The following is a 25,956-nucleotide window of genomic DNA, read 5'->3' on the forward strand; positions in this document are numbered from 1 at the left end:
AAGAGTGAACGAAGGACGTGATCGAGGAAGTCTTTTAGAGAATTGTTTTGCTGTAAATAGCTCTTTTAGGACAGATGAGTTTCATTTTTAGATCAGTTCAAAAAATAAGAGCGTCCCTTAAAAAGGGCAACACAGTAAATGCTTCAATCATGCCTATACAAAATAAAAATGGAGGAAGTCATATGCGGGAAAAAGCTGTAGTCATTGGTGGTGGGATCGCCGGTAAATTAGCTGCTAAAGCGCTGTCTCATTTTTTTCAGCAAATCATCATCGTAGAAGCGGATCAAGAATATAAAGAAAAAGTTCCTAGAAAAAGAGTTCCTCAGAGTGACCACCCTCACGTTTTATTGAAAAGAGGAGAAGAAGCGATTGAGATGTTGTTTCCGGAGATCGTGTCTCAATTAATAGAAGATGGCAGTATCGTCACTAATTTTACAAAAGATCTGAAGTGGCACCATTTTGGTTATTGGAAAAAACGGTTTTCTGGAGAGTTTACCATGGTACAGCAAAGCCGGCCTATGCTTGAATGGCATTTGCAAAGACGGGTTGAGGAAGTTCCTCATATTACGACTCGATATGAAACAAAAACGGAACAGCTGTTAGTAAACAAGCATGACCATACCGTTCGAGGAGTCCGGGTGCGTTCCTTAAAGACGGGTCTCACAGAGGAACTGAATGCCAGTTTTGTAGTGGATGCCAGCGGTTCTGCCTCTAAGAGTATTGATTGGCTGCAAGCACTTGATGTAAAAGTGAAGGAAGAAAAAGTGAAGATTCAATTGTTTTATGCAACACGTCTTTACTCCCTTAAAAAACAAGAATATCCCGAATGGCAAAACCTCCTTATATCACCGAGCTTTCCCGATAACCCTTACGGTGCCTATATTCAAACTCTTGAAGAAAACCGATTTTCTGTCACGTTCAGCGGTTATGCTAATGCACATGCACCACAAACAAATGAGGCGTTTATCTCATACGCAAAAAAACTTCCTGTTCCTGATGTTTTTCAGTTTCTTGAGGGAGCAGAGCCTCTTTCCGATATTAAAATACATCGAGTTCCTTATCAATTGCGGCGCCGTTTTGATCAAGCGAAAAACGTTCCGGAAGGTTTCATAATCATTGGTGATGCTCATTGCCGTTTTGATCCTCTTTTCGGACAGGGCATTTCGGTTGCGGCGGTGCAAGCTTTAGAGCTGCAATCTTGCCTTTTTCAAACGAAGAGGACTGACAAGGGATTTGGTGAAAGATTTCATAAGAAGATTTCTAAGATTATCGACGTTCCTTGGGAAATGGCGACAACCGAGGCTCTTCGTCATCCCGATATTAAAGGGGAACGAACTTTTGTTCAGCCATACAAGCAGTGGTACTGCAAAAGGGTATATGAACTTTCAGCTTCTGATCCGGAAATATATATCCGATTAGTCAGAGTGATGAATCTTATCCGAGGCCCACTCCATCTGTTTCATCCAAAAGTATTATTTCCGATTATCACCAATAAGCGGTAAAAGGATGGAACGATGATGGATCTCTAAATACTTCAGTGAAAAAATCCATTTTGAAAAAAGATTGATCAAAATGGATTTTTCTCTCCGTATTGATCACATCACTTAGCATTCTTTTCGAAAAGGTCAGAAATAAAAATCTACACGTATAATACCGGAGCGGACACCTTCAAAATCTCGCCGTCTCTTATAAAAATACGGGGGACGCGGCGGCTTATTGTAGATACAACTTCATAGTTAATCGTATCAAGCATTTCGGCAACTTCATCAACGGAAATCTCAGCTCCTTTTTGCCGGCCGTAAATCACGACTTCTTCTCCTTGTTTACCTTCACTCTCTCCTAAACTAACCATTATCATATCCATTGTCACTCTTCCCGCCACCGGCACCCGTTTTCCGCGATGAAGAACAAACCCGCGATTGGACAGTTCACGGGAATAACCATCAGCATAGCCGACCGGGAGTGTAGCAATGACTTCCTCGGGGTCCGCGATGTATGTTGCACCATAACTGATAGTTCGGGGTTCTGTCCGCATGGTTTTCACATAAGCTATACGCGCTTTTAAACTTAATGCAGGTGCAAGCTTAACGAGATTTAGCTGCTTTATATATGCTGAAGGATATAACCCATACATACCTATCCCTAAACGAATCATATCAGCGCTAAATTCCGGGAAAGCGATAGCTGCAGCCGTGTTATTCATATGCACGGTGGGCAGTTCAATGCCTTGATCTTTTAGAAAGCGAAGAAAACTGATAAACTTATCGTGCTGCAGTCTGGTTAGTGTAGTATCTGGTTCATCAGCTGTTGAAAAATGTGTAAAGATTCCTTCCCATCTAAGGAATTTGCTTGCCGTTAGTGCTTTTACTATTTCTAAAAGCTTTTCTTTTGTCCGTACACCTAACCGTCCCATACCAGTATCTACATTAATATGGATAGCCAACCGGTCAGTCTCCGCTTCTTTTTCCAATATCTCGGTCGCTTCTTTAATCCAATCAACCTGAAATGCTGATAACGTTATTTTCCAAGCTGCTGACTCTTTCACACATCTAAGGGGTGTAAAGCCAAGCACAAGGATAGGTGCTGTAATCCCCGCTTTTCGTAAAACGATTCCTTCCTCCACGCTGGCAACAGCGAGCTCACTCGCCCCATGTTCCAGTGCATGGCGCGCCACTTCTACAGACCCGTGACCATAAGCGTTCGCTTTTACGACAGCCATAATTTTACTCTTGTTTGGAATATGGTGGCGGATCGCTCGTAAATTTTTTTTGATGGCATCAAGATCGACTTCTACCCAAACTTCTCGGCAAAGCTTTTTCATCAACGCTTCCTTCCTTCTTATAGAGTAGTATCAACCGGATTGAGCCGTTCGATAAATTCCCTCACATCAATGGTTGGATGCTTTCCATCTCATTTTTATTCAACTTTAACTGAAATCATTCAACAGTAAACCTCAGTTCTTTCGTTTAAGTTCAATTTTTCACAATCCTGCACCGACATTCTTTGCACTAAATGACTCAATTCAAAAGGGCACTTACTCAAGAAGTGCGCCCTTAGCAGAATAGGTTATATTTTTATGTCCGAGTATTTCTTGAATCAATTTTTTTATGCTTTGCTCGAGATTCTAAAAGAACAGCATGTGTGTCACGGAAACCATGAACAGGCATTCTGTCCAAACCGGCTTTATCTAATATTCTGTTCAAAGGATTGGCAATGGCTCTCCTTTTTTTCTACAGAAAACCAAATATAGATCTTTTTATTAGAGTTTTTGACCTTTAAGGAGCTCTTTAGCTCATGAGTTCTTTCATAAACTAGAAGGGGTATACATCGTAAACATCAGACTCAACATGCTTTTGACCAGTTTTGATTAACGTATGCTTAGTGCCGCTATTTGATTGTTGGCTGGCCTTTAAAGCTTCTGGCGAGATCTTTATCAGTCGCCATGTAGCTGTCCTCTTGAGTAAGCTCTTCAACTTTTCAAGGAGAAAATACGATGAAATCGTTGCATTTTAATCTATAATGAAAGAACAAGTTGCCTTAGTTAAGGAAAAGGGTAGTTCAAGGAGAATAGACTGATATGAACTTTAGAAAAGAATTGAAGGTTATAGAAATCCCTAAATGGGGAGGATATTTGCGCAAATCGTGGGAAAATATATTCGCAAATCACTTATCAAAAGAAGATAAAGAGAAGATTAATTTAGACCATTTTTTATGGCATTTATGTAGTTGGGATGCTGTAAATTGCGTTATTGAAGGAGAAGCTATAAAACTTTTCAATCAACACAAAAAGAGAAAATGTACGATTTTTTATCAGTATATAGATGAAGCATATTTGGTGGAAAACGCTAAAAATTTAAGGATTCAAGATTTGCCGTACGACCCTTTACATATGTTTTATGGCGATATTTATGTAATGGATTGGGAACAAAAATGGACATTTATTATGACTCATGAAGAAAAATGTGGACCTTATTTTATTAGTCATTAATATTACTTGGGAACGATCTTACTTATTTATCACTTGAAACAAAACTCGCCTTTATAAGAATAGCAAATCTTGAAACTCAAATACAATACTAATTAAAAAACGAATGAGGATAAATATATCATATTGAAGGTTGGAAAGATATTTAACCATATGGGTCTTTTAGGTGCGGGATTGGCCGGAAGCATATTTTTTGTTGCTGGTTCCGACCAATAATTCTTTCCTTATTAATGCGCGTACGTAGCAGCGGTCTAACGCCGACGAATGTTAGCTTTGACGGCGTCTCGGATCGGGGTGGATCCGGTATTGAGTTCGAGAATCTGCTGGCCGATGCGGGGTTCGTGAAGCAACTCGGCGAGAGTTTCAGCGACATCGGCGCGAGCTATCTGGTCGTGGAACTCGGCTGGCCCGAGTGAAACGGTGCCAGTTCCGGGATCGTCGACAAGCAATGACGGACGAAGAATTAGCCAATCTAGATCGCTGCGACTAAGCGCGATGTCTGCTTTTTTCTTCACAGCAAAGTAATACTCGACCTCGTCGCCGAGGTAACGCTCCCGCCAAGACTCTGGGAGTACCGAAACAAGCGCGAAACGGTTGATTCCTGCTCGGCGAGCCGCCTCGATCGCTTTCGTGACGCCGTCGCCATCGATCGCCTTTGTGACCTCCATCTTGCCGCCGTTGGACCCTGCGCTGAACACGATGGCGTCAACGTTGCCGAAGGCCGCCGCTAGCTCTTCCACGGACATGGTGGCGAGATCCCCGACTACCGCATTGACGCCTCGCGCTGCAAGGTCTGCCCGCTGTTCATCCCGGCGCACGAGCCCGTGAACGGTATCTCCCTTGGAGACGAGCTTCTGCGCAAGCAGACCGCCGATGTTGCCCGTGATCCCAATGATGAATACATCCATCTTGAAAGCTCCGCTCGTTTCCGCACGTTGAGGCGATTGCAAGCTTCCCCGCCCCGGATGCGCCTGTCGTAAGCCTCCCACATCTCGATCGCCACCAACATTCCGCATAAACGACCCTCCAGATGCCAGGCGCAAAAAGGTTCCCAAGTGCCCGTAAGCCGGCCTCTCACCGGGACACCCGAACCTCGCCGCGTGTGCCACATCGCGGCGCATGAATCCGGACCGACCGGATTCCCGTAAGACCCGCCCGCGAAAATGCCCGGTGAAGTCGGCCATTTCCTCCAACGTCTTGAAAAAAATATTCTTTTTCTTCTTCACCTTCAAATACTCCTTTACCGCCTTGCGGTTTGATTTGCATTTACTATTCCAAAAGAAGCCTCTCCTTAGCAAAATGGAAGTGTCGAGCAACCATCTAAAAGGAGGGCTTCTTTTGTACATTCAATATACCATGGACCAACTCTGTCTGCCAATGGATTTGGAAGAGGATATTCCAGAAAATTACTTTGTTCGTGTTGTGAACGAGGCCGTGAATCGGATCGACGACCAGATTTTTGCAGCTGCCTACAAAGGCGGGGGCCGCAACAGCTACCACCCCAAAATGCTTACGAATCGGAGCGAATGAAAGGCGTGTTGGAAACGATTTTCACGATGGTTCTGCAATTTCTGGTAGAAGAGAAGTACGTCCAGCTTGAGCATTACTTCCTCGACGGCACCAAGATCGAAGCAAATGCGAACCGCTACACGTTTGTTTGGGGAAAAGCTGTAGTCCAGTACAAAGCAAAGCTGCAAGAAAAAGTACATACCCTGTTTGAGGCGATTGAGGAAGCCGAAAGGCAAGAGAATGCGGAATAAGGCGGGCTGATCTCACAGAACTTGGCGAAGCAGCGGGTACGAGTTCTTCGCAAGGACCTCCTCCCCCACCTGCAAAGGTATGAGTCCCAACTGGAACCGAAAGCTTGTATTTTACAAAAAGAGTAGGACCAAGACCGAAAGCGGTTATGAGGTTACCAAACGGCATTACCAGAGTGAAAGTTGTAAGGTGATGCCCGCTCAAAGCTTCGTGCACGAGAGCAGCCGGAAACCGTAAAATTCAGGTTAGTCTGCCGCACCTGAAATATAAGGCAAAAGCTGTCCAGTGAAGAAGGGTACCTCTTGAGTGTCCAGCGGATGTACGAGCCGGAAAGTGTATTTGGACAAATCAAAAACAACAGAGGGTTCCGGCGCTTCCTGCTTCAATGCTTACAAAAAGTAAGTTTAGAGGTCGGGTGGCTTTCACTTGCCCACAATCTGACGAAAAAGCTACTTATGGGACAGTCTCTTTCAGCTAGCTCACAGAAAGAAACCAAATTAACTCCGTTTACGTCTGTTTATTTCAGCGGAGTCAACCAATTAAGAATAACTTATGATTTTTTTGGAGGTTTTCTATGAAAAGCATTCTTTTAACCACCCAATTAGGCATTTCTGTAATTGGTTTTATGTTTTTGGTGCTTGTTAATTGGTATCAAGGGAGTGAACTGGTATCTGATATTTTCGAATGGAAATATACAGCTAAATTTTCGGAATTTTTCAATGGTGGTGAACTTATTACAAGTTCAGATCAAATATCTCAACTCGACTTCTTTATATATTCTGCAAAACATCATCCATTAACTACTGGATCAATGTTTGCTGCATTTCTTTATGTACTTCTATCATTCTTTTTTCTTGTTCAATCGTTTAAAAAAGATAAGGTGCAAAGAAATCAGATATAAAAAAACAAGAAAGCAGTGCTAGCAGCAGTCATATCGTAATGAAAGAAATTTGCTAGCAAAGGAAACTGCTCTTTTTCCTTTTCCTCTATAAATCCGAAGAATGAACCAAATGTACATTTTGATAAGAAAGTTTAAAAAGCTATTACGAAAAAAATCTTTCAGCATCTTTTCCTGTTAAACTGGGCTTTAAATCTCAGCGTAAAAATGATGGACGACATCGCAAGCCTACTCTGCACCATAGCCTAATTGATTGTGGAGAATGAACGGATGAAGGTAGGCATTGATTCTTTGCTCAAGAGCTGACTCAGTTCCAGGCGCCATCATTTGATTGTTTTTCACACAATGCGCCTGTATTATAGAGGATAAAGGCAGCCTTTAGATTGCCGTGTGTTTTGATATGCATGAAAAAAAGAAGTGGGTATATATTTACCTGAGTACAGCTTTATTCTAATTAAGGAAACTTGCTGATGTTGGATGATAAGAGCTCTTAAGTGAAAGAATTTAGTATCAAAGGAGAATAAGGGTCATGAATTTTTGGAATAACCGTTTTCAAGGTGAGGATTATGTATATGGAACTGAACCGAATATATTTTTATCAGATTCTCAGAAAAAACTTCAATTATCAGGCAGCGCTTTAGCAATTGCAGAAGGTGAAGGACGTAATGCAGTTTTTTTGGCGGAACAAGGAATGAACGTAACTTCATGGGATTATGCGGAATCCGGCTTGAGAAAAACGAAAAAGCTTGCTGAAGCCCGAGATGTAGTAGTTAAAACTGAACTTACTGATTTAAATGAAGTGTCATGGAAAAAAGATCAGTGGGACGAGGTTGTATGTATTTTTGGACATTTCCCAAAAGAATTACGCCAAAAAACACTTCTGGGAATTAAAGAGGCAGTAAAACCAGGTGGATTTTTTGTTACAGAGGTATATTCAACTCATCAAATTCCCTATAAAAGTGGCGGGCCGCAAGATTCGGAACTTTTATATACTCCGGAAGAGTTTTTACAAACTTACTCAGATTGGCGGATTGTTCACTTTTTCATGGGCGAAGTAGTTCGTCATGAAGGGGATTTCCATAATGGCTTGTCTCATGTCATTCAATTTATAGGACAAAAACGATAAATACTAATGCAAAAATCAAAAAGCAACACACAAATAATTAGGGGCTTTGAATACTTATACTTTCTAAGGAGATGCATGGAGGGTCTTTGGAATTAAACTCTAAAGTATTCTCCTTCGCTCATAACGAATAGGCGTAATAGAGAATGATGATGTTTTCGGTTCGGATTTACTGAATGGTTCTTTTATGTAAATCATAAGAAATACCCCTGCCTTTAAAACTAAGTAAGTTCATCGTTTTCCCTATTGTGGAAAAACTTCAGTTATATATCCGATTGAAAATACGACACGAATAATCGCTTTCTCAAAATCAATTAGATTTTTGTTTTTTAAACGCTCTTACAATCGCATATACAATACCGATTATAATTAAAGTAGAAACTATTGCAGGTCCTAAGGGCATTTCAAAACCTCCTGCACGAAAAATTTCCTTTTCAGGTATTATTTTAAAACATTTAACACAAATGTAAACCCGTTCATCACCTTTATTTCAATCTTCCATCCATCATACGGAGACATCTTTCCATCCACCATTCCTTCAAACCTACTTTTTCTACGAAGATATTTCTTTCCTCCCATCCGTTCATAAAAACCAAGCCCGGATTTATTTCTTGCCTTTAAAATGCTTGCCAATAGCAGAATAATTCTCCATCAAATTTTTGTTAATAATAGTGCTTTTGCCTGAAGTAAAGTCTGCCATTTTTTCTGAATCATTGATTGCAATACTCATCATCTAAAAAATTGAGCCGCTTTTGTTCAGCCGCTCATACGATAATCCGTCCAAATAATCGTCATGTACTATACCGCGGTAAGCAGTCTTCCAACCGTCACCATAAACTCTTGCTACAGTGCTTTACTTGCTTTTCTAAACTTCAAACTAATGATCACCTTTCATCGTACACAATGACAAAAAAGAGGCAAAAAGGGCTTGAGGTTGCTTCCTTTTGATTGTTTCCGGATGCCGAAAGACCATAAGCCTGCGATGGAGGGGAGTACCTGCAATTAATCCCGCCTTGAGTCGAGCGGTAATAGGTAAGGAGATTCAAGCTATTGTATATCGGTCTTGTCATTTATTGCGGTTGTCTCTCCCGCGAATCCCCGCCATCTAGATTGGATTCAAACCCAATCTTCAAGCTGAAGCTAGGGATTACCTTGTATAACAGTAGAGGTCGATCCCGGCGTGCATAGCTCAGGATTCGAACTAATTTTTGCAGGAAGGTCTCACTTTTCATGTGAAAGTATGTAAAATAAAGATAAAAATAAAGCTGGCCGCCTGAGGTTAGCTAAGGAGTGCTTTGTGTGTATAACATTGAGATCAGAAGACCGCGAATTGATGACAATGAAGAGCTGTATCAGTTTTTTTGTACAGTCATCAAGGATACATTTGCCAGAGAAGGATTAGCTCATCTGTTTCATGATATAGAAAATGAAATCGAAAGTAAGAAACAATACTTGAAAGATGACTTTGACAGCAATGGAAAGAGCCGGTATTTTTTGATCGCTTCAGATAAAAAATGTCATAAGATGATCGGTACGATTGAATATGGTCCAGCTAGTGAGCTGATTCAGATTTGCACTGATGGAGAATTGAAAGATTTGTATGAGGTAGGAACAGTTTTTGTACATCCAGATTATCAAAGACGTGGATTAGGTACGTTGCTGTTAAACGTAATGTTTCTTACCTTTCTGAATAGGGGAATTAAAGAGTTTTGTTTGGATAGCGGATATAACAGTGCACAGAAGATATGGAAAAAGAAATTTGGAGAGCCCGATTATTTGTTGAAGGATTACTGGGGAAAGGGACAAGATCATATGATTTGGAGGAGATGTACGGATGATATGCCCATCATCCTTTAATATAGATTCGCAAGATATTTCCAAATGAGATAGTTTTCATTTGATAAAAATATCGCTTTTCTTTTGCAATCTCATAAAACGCTGAAGCTGTAGCAAGATCGTAATCTTCAAGCTATATTGTGATGTACTGAAAATAATCTGCTAAGTAAAGGACACCTTTCCTGTTAGAGATGTCCTTTGACCCGTTTGAAATCGTTTTGGCGTTAAAAAGATATTTGAAACATCTTTACATCCTTGTTGGGAGCGGCTGTAAAGGCATGCATACAATTCAAAATTCACAGGTGCATTTTTAAAAGTTTTAATCGATAAAAAATTGAAATGCGGTCAGAAGTATAGAAAATCCTAAAATCGTTCCGACGACAATGCTATGACGTTTGCGATTCATCACAATAATGGCGATATATTCCCGGATCATTGCATTCGGCCAATAATAAAAAGCGGTTTTAGAACCGATCCCCTGGCTCTTTAAACCTGCTCGTTTTGCATATAGGCTGGCACGGAACAGATGGAAATTGTTTGTTGTGAAGATGCTGTTGTATTTGCAGTCTGTTATTGAATCCATCAGTTGTTTTGAGAAAAGCATATTTTGATATGTATTTACAGAACGGTCTTCTTTCAAAGTGTGTTTCTGGGGTACCCCTTTTTTCAAAGCATATATTTGCATGGCTTCGGCTTCAGAAAGGTTTTCATCAGGTCCTTGTCCTCCAGAGAAAATCATTTTCGGAGGAGGAGCAATAGCTGCTTGTTTCCAATAAAAATCGATAGCCTTATTAATCCTGCTTGCTAAGAGCGGGGGGACTGTATCGTTAATTAATCCGCTCCCGAGAACGATGATGAAATCCTGATTACGTTTTGGTCTGTTAAATTGATAGAGAAAATAAGCGGTTAAGAAATTTGTTAAATGAAAAAAGAAATAGACCACAATAAGTGATGATCCTGCGAACATTGGCTGGAAATTTGGTGATAAAAAACGAGCGGGATCAATCATTGAGAATAGGAAAAACAATATGAGGCATATCCCGGAAATTAAAGTTAAACAATTAGACAATCGTCGTCCTTCTCTTTTGATAAGAATTCTCGCATTAAGAAATAATCCGATACATAAAGCAAATAAACCGAACGTTAATATAAAGAAAAAGATCAGCAGCGGTATAATGACGAACAGTTTGAAAAAACCGATTTCAGCGATGAATGCTAGATAATAGGAAAAAACAAGGAATGAACAAAAAAACATGTTGAATAAAAAACCATTGATGATCCTTCTTTGATCTGTTATATAGAAGGCCAGAAAAATCGCTAGAAAAATAAAGGTTATAACACCGTAAACCATGTCCTAAACACCTCCAGATCAATCACTCTGCTTATTATAATATAAAAGACGAAAATCCTCGCCGTTTTATTTTAGACGAACTGTATTTTAGATATTCAGGATTTATCCTCACAGCAGTTATTTGTGTTGCTGCCTTCCTGTATTATTAAGTGCGGGGGCGATGTTAGCCTACTGACAAGCGGGAATGAACATAAAAAAGACGGTGTCTATATGAAGTAACTTTTTGACCCGTATGTTCTACTATTCGTAATGAAAGCGAAGGGGATTATGAAAAGCAATCAATTTCTCAAGAGGCTGTTTGTTATCCTTGCCGTTTAACTCTTAATGAGTGTGATTTTTGTTATCGTATTGATGTCAGGAAGCAAAGTGAAGTATGAAGGTAGTGGGAATAGCGGCCTTTGGTGTTCTTCAATTGAGAAGTCAGATAAAACTTCAATTGGGCCCAATTATTTTTTGAATTTATATTGGCAAGGCAGCAAAGAAGATGAGAATAGTTCATTTGGTCAGGCCAATGATTTGGAGCACTTTCAGATCGAATGAAAGGGATATATTGTAGAACCAGTCTTGTACAGAAAGAACCGCACTGAGTTTCATACACCTCTTGTAAACAGATTCTGCCTTTTGCAGAAGGAAAACAAAAAAATAGTGGAGGCTTGATCATGGAATTTAAACTTTTTGACGAAAGTGACCTGTTAAAATGCGCTGAAACATTTATTGATGTCTTCAATAAGGAGCCATGGAACGATGAGTGGACATTAGAAAAAGCCAAACAGTATTTGTTTCATTTTTATCAAACACCGGGATTTAAAGGGATTTTGGCAGCAGAAGGCGAAGCGATTATCGGATTTATTTTTGGTATTCACAGAGTATGGTGGAGAGGAGATGAATTTTTCATTCATGAAATGTGCGTAATGGCAGACTGCCAGAAAAAAGGGGTTGGAAAAGCACTGTTACATTATTTGATAGAAGAGATGAAAGAAAGTGATATAACCAATATTTCACTTCTGACTGATAGGGGAATACCTGCTGAAGAATTTTATAAGAAAAACGGGTTTGAAGAAATCGAAAGGCTCGTGTTCTTAAGCCGAGCGATTTGAAAATTGACGCCGAAATTTAAAGTATCGAAATAAAAGGGGATTTCATCCTGCAGGTAATAATTTTGTTATCTAAGGTGATTGAAGGGTTCTATTGTGACCATGACAGCTAGTTATTGTTGTTCTTTTTATAATTTACGAGCGTTTTTTGGGTCCAGAGCGTGAATCGCTGATCGGTTTAAGTTGGAGTCATATCATGAAAATAGACATACAAAAAATATAGGGGATAGAAATGATGTATAGAACATCCTTTCTGAGAAAGCAGCCGCATCACCTTGCGTCCGGGATCTGCAAAGTGAAAAGCCCCTAATAAAGAGAGATATTGGAAACCTGCTAAAAATTCATTTAATCGTGATAGGCGCCCTTTTCACTGAATATAATGCAAAAAATCGAAAAAGAGGGTGCCTGATAAAGTGAATTCTCAATTAATGAATAACGATATGGTGGGAATCATTAGAAACGGCCTTGCCGCATCACAGCATCCGAAACATATTATTGTGGTTGGCGCTGGGTTGGCAGGGCTTGTTGCAGCATCTTTATTAAAGGATGCCGGGCACAAAGTGACGATTCTGGAAGCGAATGACAGAGTGGGGGGACGCGTTTACACGTCGCGGTCCCCCTTTAGCGACGGGTTGTATTTCAACGCCGGACCGATGCGGATTCCAGATATCCACACTTTAACTATGGAATATATAAAAAAATTTAAGCTGCCTACAAATATATTTATCAATCGAACGCCGATGGACATCATTTACGCTAATGGCGTGAAAACGCGCCTTCATGTTTTTGAAGAAAATCCGGGTATTTTAAGATATCCTGTTGCTCCACATGAGCAGGGAAAAACGGCTGAAGAGCTGATGTTTTCCGTTTTGCAGCCCATCCTCGATTTTATCGACCAAAATCCGGAGAGAAATTGGCGCATTGTTGAAAAACAGTACAGGAAGCATTCGTTAGGTTCCTTCTTAAACTCTTATTTTTCAAGCGGCGCCATCGATATGATCGGTGTACTGCTGGATATGGAAGCGTATATGGGGATGTCCCTTATTGAAGTATTGCGAGAATCGATATTTTTTACATCGCCGGCTCGTTTCTACGAGATAACAGGCGGGATGGACCGGCTGCCGCACGCATTTCTTCCGCAACTAAAAGAAAACATTCTGTTGCACCTAAAAATGGTGAAGATTTCTCAATATCAAAACAGTGTAACGATCCATTGCATTCATCAACAGTCAGGAGAGCATATAGGGCTGACAGGTGACCTTGCGATCGTGACCATCCCTTTTACAGCCTTGCGATTTGTGAAAGTTGAACCGTACGATTCATTTTCTTACTATAAACGGAGGGCGATCCGCGAACTCAACTATATAGCCGCAACAAAAATCGCTATTGAGTTTAAGAGCCGATTTTGGGAAAATGCAGGACAGCGCGGCGGCAAATCCATCACTGATCTGCCCATTAGATTTTCGTATTACCCGAGCCGCGGCATTGGATCGAATGGACATGCCGTCGTTTTAGCGAGCTATACGTGGGCGGATGAGGCGCTGACATGGGACAGTCTGTCTGAAGGAGAGCGCCTCAGATATACGTTAAGCAATTTATCAGAAATCTACGGAAATATCGTGTATGCTGAATTTGTGTCCGGCGCTTCTTTCAGCTGGAGCCAGAACCCTTTTTCTGCCGGGGGTTTTACAGCTTTCGAACCAGGGCAGGAATTAGAGCTGTATCCTTATATTCCTGTTCCGGAGGGAAGAATACATTTCGGCGGAGAGCATACCTCACTCACTCATGCGTGGATGGAAGGAGCGATTGAATCTGGAATACGAACGGCGTATGAAGTGAATAATGTAACGAAATCATTACACTAGATCTGTGGATGGATAAACTTTGATGTACTTGATGATTTACAAAGCGGCAGCCGGTATCGCAGTGTTCTTGTTTTATCTGATTGACGATCTGTCATATACAGGGTATGCGGTTTGAATCATGCGTTTCTACATGAGGAGTATTGCTGCGGCTGCGGTTTATTGATTTTGGGATTCCATCATATTGTTGCTTGGAAAAAAGTAAACGTACCCAAATGGAGGGGGTGTGATTATTTTTTTTGGTGGTTACCGAATGGGTTAGAGCTTGAAAAAGTACCGATGAGCATACAGACAAGCATGTAAATAATAAACCCTTGCATCGCTCCAAAAAATCCGTCAAATATGCCGCCTGCTGTTATGAAAAGAACGGCAATGGATATATCAGCTGTGACAGCATATTTTTCCGTCGTTTTTATAGCATCTTTTAACTTGCTCATATTTTGCACCTCTAACTGAAGCTTTTTTTCTCATCAAACACCACTTCAATGACAGCGATTAAGGCTGCGGCAATGAAAAGGACATTTGAAGGGATGAAAACACTGTCCATGAACTGATCGACAATGTGGAATGTGACCAGGTTCATTGCAAAGTCGATCATAAACTTTAAAGATCGATATGTGGTTTTGTCCTCAACCGTTAGAGCGGCCATGGCGATTAAGATTTTTCCAATGAACTCAAAAACCCCTCCGATGATAAAACAAAGCACGATGAAAAGCAATATCGATGTATGCGATTCATACGAAACGCCAAACAGCTTAAAAAATCCCGCTACACCAAAGAAAATGAGTAAAGCAAAAATTGCTAAAGCGGCAAAAAGGATGATAGCGATCCCTATTATTGCGCCTAATTTTGACTTTAAATCCAGCTTTCTAAAGGGCAGATATTTCTTGCTCATCAGCCGCACGCCTCTTCACTGTCATGCTTTTTCTCCAACCGCTTCATCAAAAATGTCATTACGCGCCCACCGGCATAAATAGCGATACCGACCGTAAAAATGCCGATCAGCAAAGTGATCCCCCTATTTACATCCATATCAAAAATATAGTGCTTGGCGATCAACATGAGGCAGAATAAAGCTGCAACCAGGACTGAGTAGACAAAGGCCAAAGTGGCCAAAGATTTTTTCGTATACTCTCTCAGCTCATCAAGATGGCAAATGCCAGCACAAACAAACATACAAATCGAAGCGCTGTTTTCCAGTAAATCATTATCAGCAATTGCTTGAACAAAAAAACAGACAAAAATCCCAGTGAGACCTATTGTTTTATTCAATCTGACCACCCGTCTAATATTCTTTTTTGCCATTGGCTAGCCCGAGTTTTTCCTTTTGAAAAATAATGCAGAGACGGAACCAATGATTTCATGTACATTCAACTCCATATATATCAGGGCATATTATTACAAGTATAAAAGAGGATGATTTTCAATGACAGCAAACACGTATGATTTTAAAGAAATTTTAAACGGACTCGAAACATTTCATCATCATTGAAGCGATATGGTTGACATGATACACTTCATCCGCTAAAATGACTGATAGTCATTCATTTTTTAGAGGAGGTCTTCAATTTGCCAAAACAAACATCAGGGAAATATGAAAAAATATTGCATGCGGCCATCGAAGTCATTTCTGAAAAAGGGTTGGATAAGGCCTCCATTTCGGATATCGTGAAAAGAGCCGGGACTGCCCAGGGGACTTTCTATTTATATTTCTCATCAAAAAATGCGCTGATTCCGGCGATAGCGGAGAACCTTCTGACACATACGCTGGATCAAATCAAAAGCAAAATCGAAGGATACGAGCCTTTCTGGACAGTCATGGACATTTTAATTGATGAGACATTCAACATTACAAACCTTCATAAAGACATTATCGTACTTTGTTATTCAGGGCTTGCCATCGACCATTCATTGGAAAAATGGGAAGCCATCTATCAGCCGTATTATTCATGGCTTGAGACAATCATCGAAAAAGCCGCAGAAAACGGCGAAGTTATTCGGGATATAAATGTAAGATGGACGGCCAGAACGATCATCAATTTTGTTGAAAATACAGCTGAGCGGTATTATATCGGAGCTGAAAAAGATGAAGACATCGAAGTGTTCAAGAAGGAAATATTCACATTCTTAAAAAGAAGCTTAGGCGCCAGGTAAAAAATGACGGGCAGAAGCCGTTCATTTTTTATTTCTCTAAAAATGACTGACATTCATTCATATTTGAAAGGGTGCTGCATATGAATTGGCTCTTTGTTTTGATTGCAGGATTTTTGGAAGTGGTTTGGGCCACGGCGCTTAAAGGCGCAGAGACATTGTTAGACTGGACGGTCATCTTTATATTGATTGCCGTCAGCTTCATTTTACTCATTCGTTCATACCGGAAAATTCCGATGGCGTCAGCTTACACTGTATTTGTCGGCATCGGAACCGTCGGCACTTATGTTACCGGAATGGTTTTGGGGGAACCCTTTTCAGGAGGGCAAATTTTCTTTTTAACCTTGCTGTTAGCCGGAATTATTGGCATGAAGCTTTTCACAAAAGAACACGATACACAGTCAAGAGGTGAACATTGATGGCATGGTTTTTGCTTGTTGTTTCAGGAATTGAAGAAATGATCGCCGCCATCGCGATGAAATATGTAGACGGCACGAAAAAGAAATGGCCGATCATTGTAATGGTTGTTGGATTTGCTTTGTCATTTTACTGCCTTTCAAAAGCAATGCAGGTTCTCTCCGCCGGAGTCGCTTATGCAGTCTGGACCGGGATAGGGATCATCGGCATTACGGCCGTCAGCTTTTTTTGGTTTAAAGAACGGTTACAACTCCCGCAGCTGCTGTCGCTTTTATTGATCATTGTCGGGGTCGTCGGCCTGCGGCTTACATCTTAATATTTTGATTTACATTGGAGGATGTTTACATGTCTAATCAGCTAAAATTACGTCCGTTGGAAAGAGAAGATTTGCCATTTGTCCACCGTCTCAACAACGATGCGAAAATCATGTCTTATTGGTTTGAGGAGCCTTACGAAACGTTTGTGGAATTGCAGGATTTATTTGATAAACATATTCATGATCAAAGTGAACGTCGATTTATTGTGGAGAAAGAGACAGAGATGATCGGTTTGGTTGAGTTGGTCGAAATTGATTATATTCACCGCAGAGCGGAGTTTCAAATCATTATTGATCCGGAGCATCAAGGCAATGGCTATTCATCCGTCGCGACTTATTTGGCAATGAACTATGCGTTTTCTGTATTAAATTTGCACAAACTGTATTTAATCGTGGATGAACAAAACAAAAAGGCCATGCACCTTTATAAAAAATCCGGTTTTTTCATCGAGAGCGAGCTCCAGGATGAGTTTTTCGTCGACGGTTTTTACCATAACGCCATCAGAATGTGCATTTTTCAGAAGGAGTTTTTAAAAATGAAACAATCGCAAGGGGGTATGGATGTGAAAGAATAGAGATGGCAAGGCCATCTCTAGTTTTTTACACCTAACTTGTCTTTCGCATTCTTCGGAATGTCGTCTTTCTCTACCTCTTCCCAAGACTTCACGCCTTTTTTATTTGAATAATATACACGTAAAAATGCATCTTTTCGAAGGTTTTTGTCCGCAGTAAATTCCATTGTTTTTTCATGGCCATCCTCGTCAAAACCGGCTAACTTATAATTGAACATTTTATATTCTTTGCCGTCATCAGTTTTTGAAACATCTTCTTTCCCATCAGCTGTAATTTGAACATAATATTGATCTGCTCCGAGCCGGTTCAGATTGCATCCTGACAACACTGCTGCAAATGCGATCACAAGACTGATCAATGCGATATGCCGTTTCATATTCTTCACCTCATTTATTTGTTCTTTCACGATTGTAAGCCTCTTTCTTCAAAGAAAAAATTGAATCATATGACAAGAACATTACACTTTTGTAAGGTTAGCTGGCGGATATCGCCGCAACATGGAATGACAAATAATAATTTCCTTTTTATTGAAGTGGGTTTATAATGTGGAAAAAGGAGGGATCTTGATGAAGAAAATGATGGTGATGCTGACGTTTGTCCTTTTGGCAGCCTGGAGTTTGAATGCCCAGCACACGCTGGCAAAAATCACAAAAGACGAAACAAAAGTGAGCTTTACAATGACTGAGGATAACAAAGGGTTTTTTATGGCGGACGGTACAAACAGCAAGTACTATCCAACATGGCCATACTACAAATTTACGATATTTGATGCGGAAGGCTGTACACTCAACATCAAACTGCAGAGGATCACTTTATCCGGAAATGCGATAACGTTAAGTGAAAAAGAGTTCACGGGAAATCATTTGAATTTAAGTGCGGCAGATAAAGTAAGCGGAACACCATACCGAAATCATTATTTAGACATCACAAAGGTATCCGGCTGCGGTGACGTTATCATCAAAGGCTTTTACGGCTTTGAGCATGAAGTGCCGGACGATTAAAATAACTTCTGCTAGTGTCCTTTTTTTCAAGGCTATTCATTTCGTTTGAAGCGATGTTAAGATCTTCATAAAATCGATAAGGAAACGAAACCGCCAAAGGGGCAGAGCCCCTCTTTTTTAGTGTGTTTTGAGAAATGATCAGGCATCTCTTTCAAATATCAGCTCAAAATAAGCCGCTGTCCCATATCCGGAAGTCCCTGGTGCGAAAATTTGAACGAATTTCCATCCTTCTTGGGCGTAATCATGGATGATTTGCTGATAATCTTCTTTTGGTTTTTTATTGAACGAGCTTAATTCTACTTTTACAAATTGATATTCTTTCATTTCAAAATCCCTCCTTTTCATGTTTATACGGTGAAAATGCGAATAGGTTTCTTTTGGATGGAGCAGGCCTTGAGATCATTACTGAAAAAGAAGGGGTGAATACCAGAGTGGACTAAGTATATGTGTGTATTTCTTAAGTACTTACATAAGGGAGAAAACAAATGAAAAAACAGCACAGGCTATTGTTTAGTGCCATTATTCTACTCATTTTATGCTCTGCCGCCTGTTACGCTCTTTATCAGCATGTCGCAAAAGAGGCGGAACAGAAGGGAGGGGCAGTGCTTCGCCAGCCAGCTGCAAATTTTAGGCTGCCGGCAGTAAACGGTAGTGAAATAGAGCTGAAAAACCTTCAAGGAAAGGCTGTTCTTGTGAACTTTTGGGGGTCTTTCTGCGAACCTTGCAAAAGGGAAATGCCTGCCATTCAAAAAGCCTATGACCGTTATAAAGAAGCCGGTTTTGAAGTGGTTGCTGTCAATGTTCAGGAATCAAAGGCTGCGGTCAAACATTTTTTTGATCATCACGGTTTGTCCTTTCCGGCGGCATTGGATCAAACGGCTGAAGTCTACCGCTCATGGGAGATTTTCTATTTGCCTGCTTCTATATTTATTAATCCGGACGGTGTTATCGAGCGTATGTATGTTGGAGAAATGTCAGCCCGGCAGCTGGATCAATGGATAAACGAGCTGTTGAAAAACACTTGAAAGGGGAATTGCCTGCGTCCTTTTGAAATAGCAGCCGCTTTTTAACTGCCTCTTTTCCGGACTGGATTCATTTCAAATTCAAGTATAGACAAACACCTATTTCTCTTTTCTGTCATAAGGTAGCTCTGGAAAGGAGGAGCGGTACAGATGTTTTTTCATATTAAAGAATTGCAGTATCATGCAAAACCCGAAAAGCCTGATGCCTTATTTGCGAAAAAGCTGCAGGAAATACTAGGGGGGCAGTTTGGAGAAATCTCAGTTGCCTTGCAATATCTTTTTCAAGGCTGGAATGTCCGGGGAAATGGCAAGTACAAGGATTTGCTAATGGATACAGGGGCGGAGGAACTGGCCCATATTGAAATGCTGGCGACGATGATTGCGCGCTTGTTGGACGGAGCGCCTGTAGGCGATCTTGAAAAAGCGGCAAAAGATCCAGTTATCGGTGCCATTCTTGGAGGGATGAATCCGCAGCATGCGATTGTATCAGGGCTCGGAGCTATGCCGGCAGACAGTGTTGGGAACCGCTGGACCGCTGATTATATTATTGCTAGCGGCAATTTGCTCGCCGACTTTCGGGCAAATTTAAACGCTGAATCACAAGGACGCCTCCAGGCTGTTAGACTCTACGAAACAACAACAGACCGCGGCGTCAAGGATATGCTGTCCTGGCTGATTGCCAGAGATACGATGCATCAAAATCAATGGATTGCGGCCATCAAGGAGCTGGAGGCAAAAGAAAATGTCGTCGTTCCAAGCACCTTCCCGAGGCGTCTCGAAAAAAGAGAAGTGTCCCACGTCTTATTTAATTTCTCGAGAGGAAATGAGAGCGCCGCCGGCAGATGGGCACATGGAACGAGCCTGGATGGAGAAGGTGTGTTTCAATATGTTGAACAGCCGCAGCCGCTCGCAAAAAAGCCGATACTACAACCAGCCCCTTCTTATATACATGATACACCGCCTTCGGTCATTAAAAATCATGGGGCTGAAGCGCCGCCTCCACATCTGTATTGACAAATTGCCTGCATCCCCTTAGGTCATAATTCGGATCAAAGGAGAATAGCTATATTGAAGAATGGCTTTTTAAGGGGGCGCGAGATTGAAAACATATAAGGAAACGGCGGTCTTTGAACATAAGTTTTGGCTTCAGGTCATGGGGGATCACGCCCGTTTTATTTTGGATTCTTTAGCTGAAAAAGAAAAGGAAGATATTCAGCAGGCGAAACGGTTTAAGCAAACATTTGATGTATTGCTTAAAAAAGTGAATACTTCGGCTGATTTGTATTCCTTGACTCTGGAAGCAGAAGACTATGTCCTTCAGTTTAGGAAATTCAAACTTTCTATCATTAAAAGGCATTTAACAGGAGATATTAAAATTCATCTTTCCCCAACTTTCATCAATCATATGGTAAATGAGCTTGAAGAATATCTGCTGATCATGAAATATCTGAAAAAGCGGGAAGCACCGCCCGTTTTTCATGAGCTTCACCATCATATGCTGTGGCTGATGGATGCGGCCGGACATGCCGGAGCGATCGCCGATGAACTTGATGCGGTTGAAAAGCGGCTGAAAGAAAAGAGCCAAGGGTTTGTAAAACATTTTGAGCAGTTTTATATAAAATCCGTGGAATTAACCGGCTACCTGAGAGCCAATGTGGAATCCTTTCCGGCTCTCAGAAAAATGAACAAAGATGTGAAGCTTGAAATAGAATTATTCAGAACATTTTTAAATGAAGTAGAAGAATTAGAATTGACAGAGCAGATGCTCGGGACATTTTCAGCGCTCATGGCCGATCATATGATGAGGGAAGAATGCTATTATTTAATGAAAATCGCAGAATCGACAAATGCGCAAAAACCTGCGTGTGATCCAGCAAAACCAAGACTTCAGGAAAAGTAAAACCATCGGTTTTGCTTTATTTTTTTGCGCGGAAACAGGGCATCTAACAATTCATACATCTGATGATACAGCCTGATATATGTTAAGATGGCAAATAGCATCATTTTTTTGTTGTTATATTCAGAATACATAAACAGTCCCGTCCGCGTTCTTTTTTTGACTTCAGAAAGAACGGAGGATTTTGATTGAAGATCAGGAAAATCAAAATATCAGATGGAGAAAACGTTCTCAAGCTGTGTCAAAGATTAGATCAAGAATCCGAGTTCATGATGTATGAACCGGGAGAGCGCCAAATAGAACAGGTTGTCAGCCAGCTCGTCTCAGATCTTTGTATGTGAGCGGAACGGGAGATGAATCGGATATATAACGGCGATCAGAGGACAAGCTAATAGAATACGCCATCGTGCCCATATTGTAATAGGCATTCTTCAAGCGTATACAGGACAGGGAATAGGTATCCGCCTCTTTATGCATTCGATGATGGTGAATGGAACGTGTGTTGATGAGTATTTCATGGCCGAATTCATATAAAAGGGAATGGAGGTATCTTATGAAGGACGAGCACCGCAAGATCATGTCCGCTGTCAGCTATTATAAAACCGAGCGAACCATTGATGGCAATCAGCAGCATTATACGAAAAAACAGTATGATATTTACTTATATGAAGACAAAATTTTAACAGGGAACCGCCATTTTTCTTTGGAGCATGTCAATGATGTATCATACAGGCCTATTTCGGATGCTGGTTTGCTTTACCTTCATACAAATCAAGGGGTATTTGCATTTGAAGTGGATGTTGATCCGGCGCATTTTATCAAATCTTATAAAAAACTGAAAAATTCAATTAAATAAATTACAATATATATGCAGTTTTTAGCAGTAAATGCTAGAATGAATGTTGGGATTTTTGCGGAAGGGTGTACATGCGTGCCGTCAGAAAGTACTTTTAAGCAGAAATTTACATACCGTTTGGCCTTGTTGAATTCATTATAGTTACCAGGCTTATGTCACTTGGCGCTGTTTGCTTTTCACTGCTATGCTTGAAAAGAGCGCCCATTCAGTCTGTTGGTGCAGGTTTTAAGTGCCTTTTCCAATTTTCTTTAAAAATAATAGTCCTTGGCGTTTACAGATTTTCTAAATCCATACCGATTCATTTTCAATTAGAGAAGAGAGGACAGGACAGCTTAATGAAAAAGAACACACAGAATACGATTCAAAAAATCGTAGATGCCGGATATCATCTGTTTGCTCAAAATGGATATTCGGCAACATCTGTAGATGAGATCATGAAAGAAGCCGGATACTCCAAAGCTACATTTTATTTATATTTCAAATCTAAGGAGACGCTGTTTCTACATATTATGAATGAGCAGATGGAAGAGCGGTTTCAAACCAGTATGAGATGTTTTCAGAAAAAGAATTTGAGGGGACTGCTGACAGGAATTGAACACTTGATTCAAACGACAAATAAGGAGCATTCGACAGCTTTGTTTTTGGAATTTATGGCAAACAGCCACAGATACCCTGAAATTCAGAGGAAAATGTCTTTGTTATATGAACGGTGGAGAGAGTTTTTTGTCGTTTTGATTGAGCAGCTTCAGGAGGAAGGGATCGTTCAAAACCAGCTTCATCCAAGAGTGATGGCAACAACATTGATTTCGATTTTTAACGGCTATAACAACCAACATTATGCAGACCCCTCGATTAATAAACAGGAACAGCTCCAATCCATCATTTTTTTGCTCAACCCAAAAATATATTCCCAAATTAAACAAAAAATAATGAATATATAGCAGGATGCTAAAATAGCTGCCGGCTCGGCCGGCGGCTTCAGGGTGTCGCTAAACCCTCACATTTGTTGTCAGGCCTGCTGGGTCCGTGCTCACGAATAAGAAAGGAACGGATGCTACAGCTCTGCCGCCTTGTCTGAACGCCGCATTCTGTGAAAGTCAGCTCTGTGTCCGTCCTTCCTGAACTGCGATGTTCTGAATCACGCTTTAAAAAGCATGGCAAAATCCGCCGGAATACAGCTCATTCTGCCTATGCGAGGCGTGCCTCCGACTCTGCCCTTTTTATAATTTCAGCCGCTGTTTCTTCTGGGGTCAAATCAGATGAATCGATCCAAAGTCCTGATTTTGGATTTTCATTTTTCAGGATGTTATAAAGAGGTTCGATTTCCCAATTGGAATAGCCTGTTTTGTTTCGCAGCTTTTCTCTCTCCATAATAGCCTTGACATTCGGGTTTAGCGTAATAAAGTAAAGAGGCTTTGCTGCAAAGCTTTCAAGAAAGGAATGAACCGCTTTTCCCAAATAGATGTCCTGTAAAACGACGGCGAACCCTTCTTTGTAATACATTTCTGCGACTTTTGCCGCGATAGTGTAGCGAAGCTTCAACTGTTCTGCCGCACCTTGCGGATCATCTGGTGACATGTCAATGCTTCCTTTCACAATCATCTTTCGAAATAGATCTCCCCGGACATGAACACTTTGTTCAAATTGTTCGGACAGCAATTGAGCAATCGTCGATTTTCCCGAGGCCATGATCCCGGTGACAATATAAATTCCCTTATTTAACATCTGCATCACTCCCGCCCAGAATAAAGAGCCTCCTGAAACCATATAAGTTGATGATGAAACATTTTAATGTTCTTCTCTCAGCTGCGGTCAAATTCCTTCTGAATCATCACAGCTCTTATAAAAAAAATGAAACTTTAAGTTCATATGAACGTAAACATAAGTGAAATGATTTTAAAGTCATACGAATTAATCAACAGCAGGTAAAAGGGGTGAACAAAAGTGAAAGTCATGATCGGCTCCATCATACTTCTTTTTATTATCGGGTTTGGAGTATGGCTTATGTTAAGCCCGCTTTTTAAAAAAGTCGGGAGCGGAGCAAGCAAAATCAAGAAAACGCTGGAGGATGACCGAGATGAATGAAAAACAAACCAAAAAGAACAAAAACAAAGCATTACTTGGCGGAATTATTGTCGCCGCCGCTTTAATTGTGGCGGGATTTACGGCTTCGCTTTTCATAGAAAAAATCCCGAACGGCTATGTCGGGGTCGTCTATTCCCCAAATGGCGGTGTGAAATCAGAAACGCTTGATCAGGGATGGCACTTTGTCGGACTGTTTGACAAAGTCACAAAATATCCGGTTCGGATGCAGACTGTAAACAATCAGGATATTCAAGTGGCAACCTCAGACGGAAAAAACATTTCGATGGATATTGCCTATAACTATGTCGTACAGCCTGATAAAGTCGTAGAATTGTTTAATAAATTCGGAGCGGTCGATATTGGATCGATAGAAAACAGCTATCTGAAAACGAGATTATGGGATGCTGCAAGAAAGTCAATTTCAAAATACTCCGTGATTGATACCTACGGAGAAAAGTCATCCGATGCGGCCGCAGAAGTGCAAAAAACATTTGCCGATGATATGAAGAGGCTCGGGTTTGTGATTGATGACTTAACCCTTGGGGTTCCAAAGCCGGATAAAGCAACACAAGAAGCGATTGACGCGCGCGTGAAGTCTTCGCAAGAGCTCGAAAGAACGCAGACAGAGCTTAAGATCGCCGAAGCGGAAGCGAAAAAGAAAAAAATTGAAGCTGAAGGTATCGCCGAGTACAATGAAATTATTAAAAAATCAATGTCAGATGAAATGATTCAATATCAGTGGATCCAAAAATGGGACGGAAAAATGCCGAAAGCCACGGGCTCCAATTCGTTAATTCAGCTGCCTAAAGATGACGCCGGCAAATAAAGCTTTAAAAAACCCCTTATTTTTAAGGGGTTTTTTAAAGCTGATATAAAATAAAGAATAGTGAGGAACACATTCAGAAAGGGGGAATAAATGGTGTTGGCTCCAAATGACATCCTTACTACATGGAGAAAGTTCGACCGATTTCCTATGGAAACGCTGACGAAGGCGTGGTTTTATCATCAGGCGGGTGATCGGAAACAGCGGGATTTATCTTTAATGAAAGAGCACCACCAGCAATACGGCATTTCCGGCAATTGTTTTGATCTGGCGATTTGGCTGCTTGATGAATTGAAAAATGACGGAGTAAAAGCGTATCCGATCGGCCATCATCTCAAAACAGACAGGGCGCATGCTGCGGTGATCGCATTGGATGAGAAGGGGCGGCGCTTTTTATGTGATTTAGGTGACCAATGGCTGAATCCGATCTTGATAGATTTCGAGTCTGAAGATTTTACAGATGAAAAGTTAAGCGGTTTTTTTCCCGCCGCACAAGTTCAAATCAAATCAGCAGCATACCGCATTAAAGTCATTTATCACAGGCCGAATGGAAAAAGCTCGAAACAAGTCTATGATCCGGAACCTGTAGACATGAAGCTTTTTTTAGAAGCGGCGGAATATTCGCAGAATACATTCAAACCGGAGCCTTTGTTAGAATGCAGAATCCCATATCAAGATGAAACTGCACACTGGGAATTCAGCGGCTGGAACAGTCGGATGAGCACAAGCAGCGGTTTATTTCAGGAAGCAAAGCCGAATTCAATCGAAGGGTGGGCGGAAAAAATCCATCAAATGACCGGCTTCGACAAGAATGTTTTGATCAGCGCATTAGATGTATATCATTCCGCTTGAAGAAATATCTTCTCGTTTCTATTGAAAAAAACTCATTTTATACATATCATTTGGAA

31 protein-coding genes and 2 pseudogenes are annotated in these 25,956 nt (G+C 40.9%); 23 read left to right on the forward strand and 10 right to left on the reverse strand.

The genetic code is table 11. The features are described 5' to 3' along the window. Positions 1-182 precede the first annotated feature (182 nt). On the forward strand, positions 183-1,502 hold the full coding sequence (locus BTA30_RS07705) for an FAD-dependent oxidoreductase (RefSeq protein WP_076760660.1): 1,320 nt from the start codon (positions 183-185) through the stop codon (positions 1,500-1,502). Positions 1,503-1,639: 137 nt separating this feature from the next. On the opposite strand, the gene alr is transcribed toward BTA30_RS07705, so the two are convergent. Next, positions 1,640-2,821, reverse strand: coding sequence for an alanine racemase (gene alr / locus BTA30_RS07710; protein ID WP_076760661.1), 1,182 nt, complete (start codon positions 2,819-2,821; stop codon positions 1,640-1,642). A gap of 756 nt (positions 2,822-3,577) precedes the next feature. Between alr and BTA30_RS07715 the strand changes: the two genes are divergently transcribed. Then, the gene (locus tag BTA30_RS07715; protein WP_076760662.1) at positions 3,578-3,988 is read left to right on the forward strand and encodes a DUF4275 family protein; all 411 of its coding nucleotides are present in this window, start codon (positions 3,578-3,580) and stop codon (positions 3,986-3,988) included. Positions 3,989-4,236: 248 nt separating this feature from the next. Here BTA30_RS07715 and BTA30_RS07720 read toward each other — a convergent pair whose 3' ends face one another. Next, positions 4,237-5,211: an NAD(P)H-binding protein gene (locus tag BTA30_RS07720; protein WP_204511324.1), complete on the reverse strand. Its 975-nt coding sequence runs from the start codon at positions 5,209-5,211 to the stop codon at positions 4,237-4,239. 112 nt (positions 5,212-5,323) lie between these two features. Here BTA30_RS07720 and BTA30_RS24410 point away from each other — a divergent pair. The 3 genes and pseudogenes from BTA30_RS24410 to BTA30_RS07750 form a co-directional block, all read left to right on the forward strand. Then, positions 5,324-6,192 (forward strand): annotated as a pseudogene (locus BTA30_RS24410) (transposase); the annotation flags it as partial. 125 nt (positions 6,193-6,317) lie between these two features. Continuing rightward, positions 6,318-6,644, forward strand: a complete 327-nt coding sequence (locus BTA30_RS07745; protein WP_076760667.1) for a DUF4306 domain-containing protein — start codon at positions 6,318-6,320, stop codon at positions 6,642-6,644. Between the two features lie 526 nt (positions 6,645-7,170). Next, on the forward strand, positions 7,171-7,767 hold the full coding sequence (locus BTA30_RS07750) for a class I SAM-dependent methyltransferase (protein ID WP_076760668.1): 597 nt from the start codon (positions 7,171-7,173) through the stop codon (positions 7,765-7,767). A 438-nt stretch (positions 7,768-8,205) separates the two neighbouring features. On the opposite strand, the gene BTA30_RS23755 is transcribed toward BTA30_RS07750, so the two are convergent. Then, the gene (locus BTA30_RS23755; protein WP_076760669.1) at positions 8,206-8,397 is read right to left on the reverse strand and encodes a hypothetical protein; all 192 of its coding nucleotides are present in this window, start codon (positions 8,395-8,397) and stop codon (positions 8,206-8,208) included. Positions 8,398-9,063: 666 nt separating this feature from the next. Here BTA30_RS23755 and BTA30_RS07760 point away from each other — a divergent pair. After that, the gene (locus tag BTA30_RS07760; RefSeq protein ID WP_076760670.1) at positions 9,064-9,621 is read left to right on the forward strand and encodes a GNAT family N-acetyltransferase; all 558 of its coding nucleotides are present in this window, start codon (positions 9,064-9,066) and stop codon (positions 9,619-9,621) included. A gap of 298 nt (positions 9,622-9,919) precedes the next feature. On the opposite strand, the gene BTA30_RS07765 is transcribed toward BTA30_RS07760, so the two are convergent. Next, positions 9,920-10,951, reverse strand: a complete 1,032-nt coding sequence (locus tag BTA30_RS07765) for a YdcF family protein (protein ID WP_076760671.1) — start codon at positions 10,949-10,951, stop codon at positions 9,920-9,922. A gap of 345 nt (positions 10,952-11,296) precedes the next feature. Between BTA30_RS07765 and BTA30_RS23760 the strand changes: the two are divergent. The 3 genes and pseudogenes from BTA30_RS23760 to BTA30_RS07780 all read left to right on the forward strand — a co-directional run. Continuing rightward, a pseudogene (locus BTA30_RS23760) lies at positions 11,297-11,440 on the forward strand (DUF4944 domain-containing protein); the annotation flags it as partial. A 170-nt stretch (positions 11,441-11,610) separates the two neighbouring features. Continuing rightward, on the forward strand, positions 11,611-12,048 hold the full coding sequence (locus BTA30_RS07775; RefSeq protein ID WP_076760673.1) for a GNAT family N-acetyltransferase: 438 nt from the start codon (positions 11,611-11,613) through the stop codon (positions 12,046-12,048). A gap of 425 nt (positions 12,049-12,473) precedes the next feature. Next, the gene (locus BTA30_RS07780; protein WP_076760674.1) at positions 12,474-13,910 is read left to right on the forward strand and encodes a flavin monoamine oxidase family protein; all 1,437 of its coding nucleotides are present in this window, start codon (positions 12,474-12,476) and stop codon (positions 13,908-13,910) included. Positions 13,911-14,137: 227 nt separating this feature from the next. Here the strand turns inward: BTA30_RS07780 and BTA30_RS07785 are convergent, their stop codons facing one another. Genes BTA30_RS07785 through BTA30_RS07795 form a run of 3 tightly spaced genes read right to left on the reverse strand, consistent with a single transcriptional unit; the run spans position 14,138 to position 15,179 of the window. After that, complete coding sequence (locus BTA30_RS07785; RefSeq protein ID WP_076760675.1) at positions 14,138-14,344, reverse strand: hypothetical protein; 207 nt, start codon at positions 14,342-14,344, stop codon at positions 14,138-14,140. An 11-nt stretch (positions 14,345-14,355) separates the two neighbouring features. Continuing rightward, positions 14,356-14,802: a YrvL family regulatory protein gene (locus BTA30_RS07790; protein ID WP_076760676.1), complete on the reverse strand. Its 447-nt coding sequence runs from the start codon at positions 14,800-14,802 to the stop codon at positions 14,356-14,358. After that, the gene (locus BTA30_RS07795; RefSeq protein WP_076760677.1) at positions 14,802-15,179 is read right to left on the reverse strand and encodes a YoqO family protein; all 378 of its coding nucleotides are present in this window, start codon (positions 15,177-15,179) and stop codon (positions 14,802-14,804) included. Before BTA30_RS07795 ends, BTA30_RS07790 begins: the two co-directional genes overlap by 1 nt. 297 nt (positions 15,180-15,476) lie before the next feature. Between BTA30_RS07795 and BTA30_RS07800 the strand changes: the two genes are divergently transcribed. The 4 genes from BTA30_RS07800 (at position 15,477) to speG (ending at position 17,366) form a co-directional block, all read left to right on the forward strand. After that, a complete protein-coding gene (locus BTA30_RS07800) occupies positions 15,477-16,061 on the forward strand; it encodes a TetR/AcrR family transcriptional regulator (protein WP_076760678.1) in 585 nt (194 codons plus the stop codon). A gap of 80 nt (positions 16,062-16,141) precedes the next feature. Next, positions 16,142-16,477 (forward strand): DMT family transporter, encoded by a 336-nt coding sequence (locus tag BTA30_RS07805; RefSeq protein WP_076760679.1) that lies wholly within the window; start codon positions 16,142-16,144, stop codon positions 16,475-16,477. After that, on the forward strand, positions 16,477-16,791 hold the full coding sequence (locus BTA30_RS07810) for a DMT family transporter (protein ID WP_076760680.1): 315 nt from the start codon (positions 16,477-16,479) through the stop codon (positions 16,789-16,791). Before BTA30_RS07805 ends, BTA30_RS07810 begins: the two co-directional genes overlap by 1 nt. Positions 16,792-16,820: 29 nt before the next feature. Beyond that, entirely contained in the window at positions 16,821-17,366 is a 546-nt protein-coding gene (gene speG, locus BTA30_RS07815) for a spermidine N1-acetyltransferase (RefSeq protein ID WP_076760681.1), read from the forward strand. Positions 17,367-17,383: 17 nt separating this feature from the next. Here the strand turns inward: speG and BTA30_RS07820 are convergent, their stop codons facing one another. After that, positions 17,384-17,740 (reverse strand): YxeA family protein, encoded by a 357-nt coding sequence (locus BTA30_RS07820; protein ID WP_076760934.1) that lies wholly within the window; start codon positions 17,738-17,740, stop codon positions 17,384-17,386. Between the two features lie 208 nt (positions 17,741-17,948). Here BTA30_RS07820 and BTA30_RS07825 point away from each other — a divergent pair, with 208 nt between their 5' ends. Further along, complete coding sequence (locus BTA30_RS07825; protein ID WP_411813152.1) at positions 17,949-18,365, forward strand: hypothetical protein; 417 nt, start codon at positions 17,949-17,951, stop codon at positions 18,363-18,365. A 138-nt stretch (positions 18,366-18,503) separates the two neighbouring features. Here BTA30_RS07825 and BTA30_RS07830 read toward each other — a convergent pair whose 3' ends face one another. Then, on the reverse strand, positions 18,504-18,689 hold the full coding sequence (locus BTA30_RS07830; protein WP_076760683.1) for a DUF4177 domain-containing protein: 186 nt from the start codon (positions 18,687-18,689) through the stop codon (positions 18,504-18,506). A gap of 161 nt (positions 18,690-18,850) precedes the next feature. On the opposite strand from BTA30_RS07830, the gene resA reads away from it, so the two are divergent. The 6 genes from resA (at position 18,851) to BTA30_RS07860 (ending at position 23,081) form a co-directional block, all read left to right on the forward strand. Further along, on the forward strand, positions 18,851-19,390 hold the full coding sequence (gene resA / locus BTA30_RS07835; protein ID WP_076760684.1) for a thiol-disulfide oxidoreductase ResA: 540 nt from the start codon (positions 18,851-18,853) through the stop codon (positions 19,388-19,390). A 147-nt stretch (positions 19,391-19,537) separates the two neighbouring features. Then, on the forward strand, positions 19,538-20,401 hold the full coding sequence (locus BTA30_RS07840; protein WP_076760685.1) for a manganese catalase: 864 nt from the start codon (positions 19,538-19,540) through the stop codon (positions 20,399-20,401). Positions 20,402-20,486: 85 nt separating this feature from the next. After that, on the forward strand, positions 20,487-21,287 hold the full coding sequence (locus BTA30_RS07845) for a DUF2935 domain-containing protein (RefSeq protein WP_076760686.1): 801 nt from the start codon (positions 20,487-20,489) through the stop codon (positions 21,285-21,287). Positions 21,288-21,472: 185 nt separating this feature from the next. Beyond that, complete coding sequence (locus BTA30_RS23765) at positions 21,473-21,625, forward strand: hypothetical protein (RefSeq protein WP_239693644.1); 153 nt, start codon at positions 21,473-21,475, stop codon at positions 21,623-21,625. A gap of 212 nt (positions 21,626-21,837) precedes the next feature. Continuing rightward, on the forward strand, positions 21,838-22,140 hold the full coding sequence (locus BTA30_RS07855) for a hypothetical protein (protein WP_076760687.1): 303 nt from the start codon (positions 21,838-21,840) through the stop codon (positions 22,138-22,140). A gap of 335 nt (positions 22,141-22,475) precedes the next feature. Further along, positions 22,476-23,081: a TetR/AcrR family transcriptional regulator gene (locus tag BTA30_RS07860; protein ID WP_076760688.1), complete on the forward strand. Its 606-nt coding sequence runs from the start codon at positions 22,476-22,478 to the stop codon at positions 23,079-23,081. A gap of 247 nt (positions 23,082-23,328) precedes the next feature. Here BTA30_RS07860 and BTA30_RS07865 read toward each other — a convergent pair whose 3' ends face one another. After that, positions 23,329-23,865: an AAA family ATPase gene (locus BTA30_RS07865; RefSeq protein ID WP_083696924.1), complete on the reverse strand. Its 537-nt coding sequence runs from the start codon at positions 23,863-23,865 to the stop codon at positions 23,329-23,331. Positions 23,866-24,084: 219 nt separating this feature from the next. Here BTA30_RS07865 and BTA30_RS23335 point away from each other — a divergent pair, with 219 nt between their 5' ends. From BTA30_RS23335 to BTA30_RS07875, 3 genes are all read left to right on the forward strand, one after another. After that, positions 24,085-24,225 carry a DUF8570 family protein gene (locus tag BTA30_RS23335; RefSeq protein ID WP_164470222.1) on the forward strand — a complete coding sequence of 47 codons (141 nt, stop codon included), beginning with the start codon at positions 24,085-24,087 and terminating at the stop codon, positions 24,223-24,225. Beyond that, entirely contained in the window at positions 24,218-25,051 is an 834-nt protein-coding gene (locus BTA30_RS07870; RefSeq protein ID WP_076760690.1) for a prohibitin family protein, read from the forward strand. The genes BTA30_RS23335 and BTA30_RS07870 overlap by 8 nt, the downstream gene beginning before the upstream one ends. Positions 25,052-25,141: 90 nt before the next feature. Next, a complete protein-coding gene (locus BTA30_RS07875; RefSeq protein ID WP_076760691.1) occupies positions 25,142-25,900 on the forward strand; it encodes a hypothetical protein in 759 nt (252 codons plus the stop codon). Positions 25,901-25,956: the final 56 nt, after the last annotated feature.

Source organism: Bacillus swezeyi, assembly GCF_001969815.1.
GTDB lineage: Bacteria > Bacillota > Bacilli > Bacillales > Bacillaceae > Bacillus > Bacillus swezeyi.

What these genes read in the sequence shown, in the direction of transcription:
- BTA30_RS07705 (WP_076760660.1), top strand. Translation starts at nt 183, where the DNA reads ATGCGGGAAAAAGCTGTAGTCATTGGTGGTGGGATCGCCGGTAAATTA.
- alr (WP_076760661.1), bottom strand. Translation starts at nt 2,821, where the DNA reads ATGAAAAAGCTTTGCCGAGAAGTTTGGGTAGAAGTCGATCTTGATGCC.
- BTA30_RS07715 (WP_076760662.1), top strand. Translation starts at nt 3,578, where the DNA reads ATGAACTTTAGAAAAGAATTGAAGGTTATAGAAATCCCTAAATGGGGA.
- BTA30_RS07745 (WP_076760667.1), top strand. Translation starts at nt 6,318, where the DNA reads ATGAAAAGCATTCTTTTAACCACCCAATTAGGCATTTCTGTAATTGGT.
- BTA30_RS07750 (WP_076760668.1), top strand. Translation starts at nt 7,171, where the DNA reads ATGAATTTTTGGAATAACCGTTTTCAAGGTGAGGATTATGTATATGGA.
- BTA30_RS07765 (WP_076760671.1), bottom strand. Translation starts at nt 10,951, where the DNA reads ATGGTTTACGGTGTTATAACCTTTATTTTTCTAGCGATTTTTCTGGCC.
- BTA30_RS07775 (WP_076760673.1), top strand. Translation starts at nt 11,611, where the DNA reads ATGGAATTTAAACTTTTTGACGAAAGTGACCTGTTAAAATGCGCTGAA.
- BTA30_RS07780 (WP_076760674.1), top strand. Translation starts at nt 12,474, where the DNA reads ATGAATAACGATATGGTGGGAATCATTAGAAACGGCCTTGCCGCATCA.
- BTA30_RS07785 (WP_076760675.1), bottom strand. Translation starts at nt 14,344, where the DNA reads ATGAGCAAGTTAAAAGATGCTATAAAAACGACGGAAAAATATGCTGTC.
- BTA30_RS07790 (WP_076760676.1), bottom strand. Translation starts at nt 14,802, where the DNA reads ATGAGCAAGAAATATCTGCCCTTTAGAAAGCTGGATTTAAAGTCAAAA.
- BTA30_RS07805 (WP_076760679.1), top strand. Translation starts at nt 16,142, where the DNA reads ATGAATTGGCTCTTTGTTTTGATTGCAGGATTTTTGGAAGTGGTTTGG.
- BTA30_RS07810 (WP_076760680.1), top strand. Translation starts at nt 16,477, where the DNA reads ATGGCATGGTTTTTGCTTGTTGTTTCAGGAATTGAAGAAATGATCGCC.
- speG (WP_076760681.1), top strand. Translation starts at nt 16,821, where the DNA reads ATGTCTAATCAGCTAAAATTACGTCCGTTGGAAAGAGAAGATTTGCCA.
- BTA30_RS07820 (WP_076760934.1), bottom strand. Translation starts at nt 17,740, where the DNA reads ATGAAACGGCATATCGCATTGATCAGTCTTGTGATCGCATTTGCAGCA.
- BTA30_RS07825 (WP_411813152.1), top strand. Translation starts at nt 17,949, where the DNA reads ATGCTGACGTTTGTCCTTTTGGCAGCCTGGAGTTTGAATGCCCAGCAC.
- BTA30_RS07830 (WP_076760683.1), bottom strand. Translation starts at nt 18,689, where the DNA reads ATGAAAGAATATCAATTTGTAAAAGTAGAATTAAGCTCGTTCAATAAA.
- resA (WP_076760684.1), top strand. Translation starts at nt 18,851, where the DNA reads ATGAAAAAACAGCACAGGCTATTGTTTAGTGCCATTATTCTACTCATT.
- BTA30_RS07840 (WP_076760685.1), top strand. Translation starts at nt 19,538, where the DNA reads ATGTTTTTTCATATTAAAGAATTGCAGTATCATGCAAAACCCGAAAAG.
- BTA30_RS07855 (WP_076760687.1), top strand. Translation starts at nt 21,838, where the DNA reads ATGAAGGACGAGCACCGCAAGATCATGTCCGCTGTCAGCTATTATAAA.
- BTA30_RS07860 (WP_076760688.1), top strand. Translation starts at nt 22,476, where the DNA reads ATGAAAAAGAACACACAGAATACGATTCAAAAAATCGTAGATGCCGGA.
- BTA30_RS07865 (WP_083696924.1), bottom strand. Translation starts at nt 23,865, where the DNA reads ATGTTAAATAAGGGAATTTATATTGTCACCGGGATCATGGCCTCGGGA.
- BTA30_RS07870 (WP_076760690.1), top strand. Translation starts at nt 24,218, where the DNA reads ATGAATGAAAAACAAACCAAAAAGAACAAAAACAAAGCATTACTTGGC.
- BTA30_RS07875 (WP_076760691.1), top strand. Translation starts at nt 25,142, where the DNA reads ATGGTGTTGGCTCCAAATGACATCCTTACTACATGGAGAAAGTTCGAC.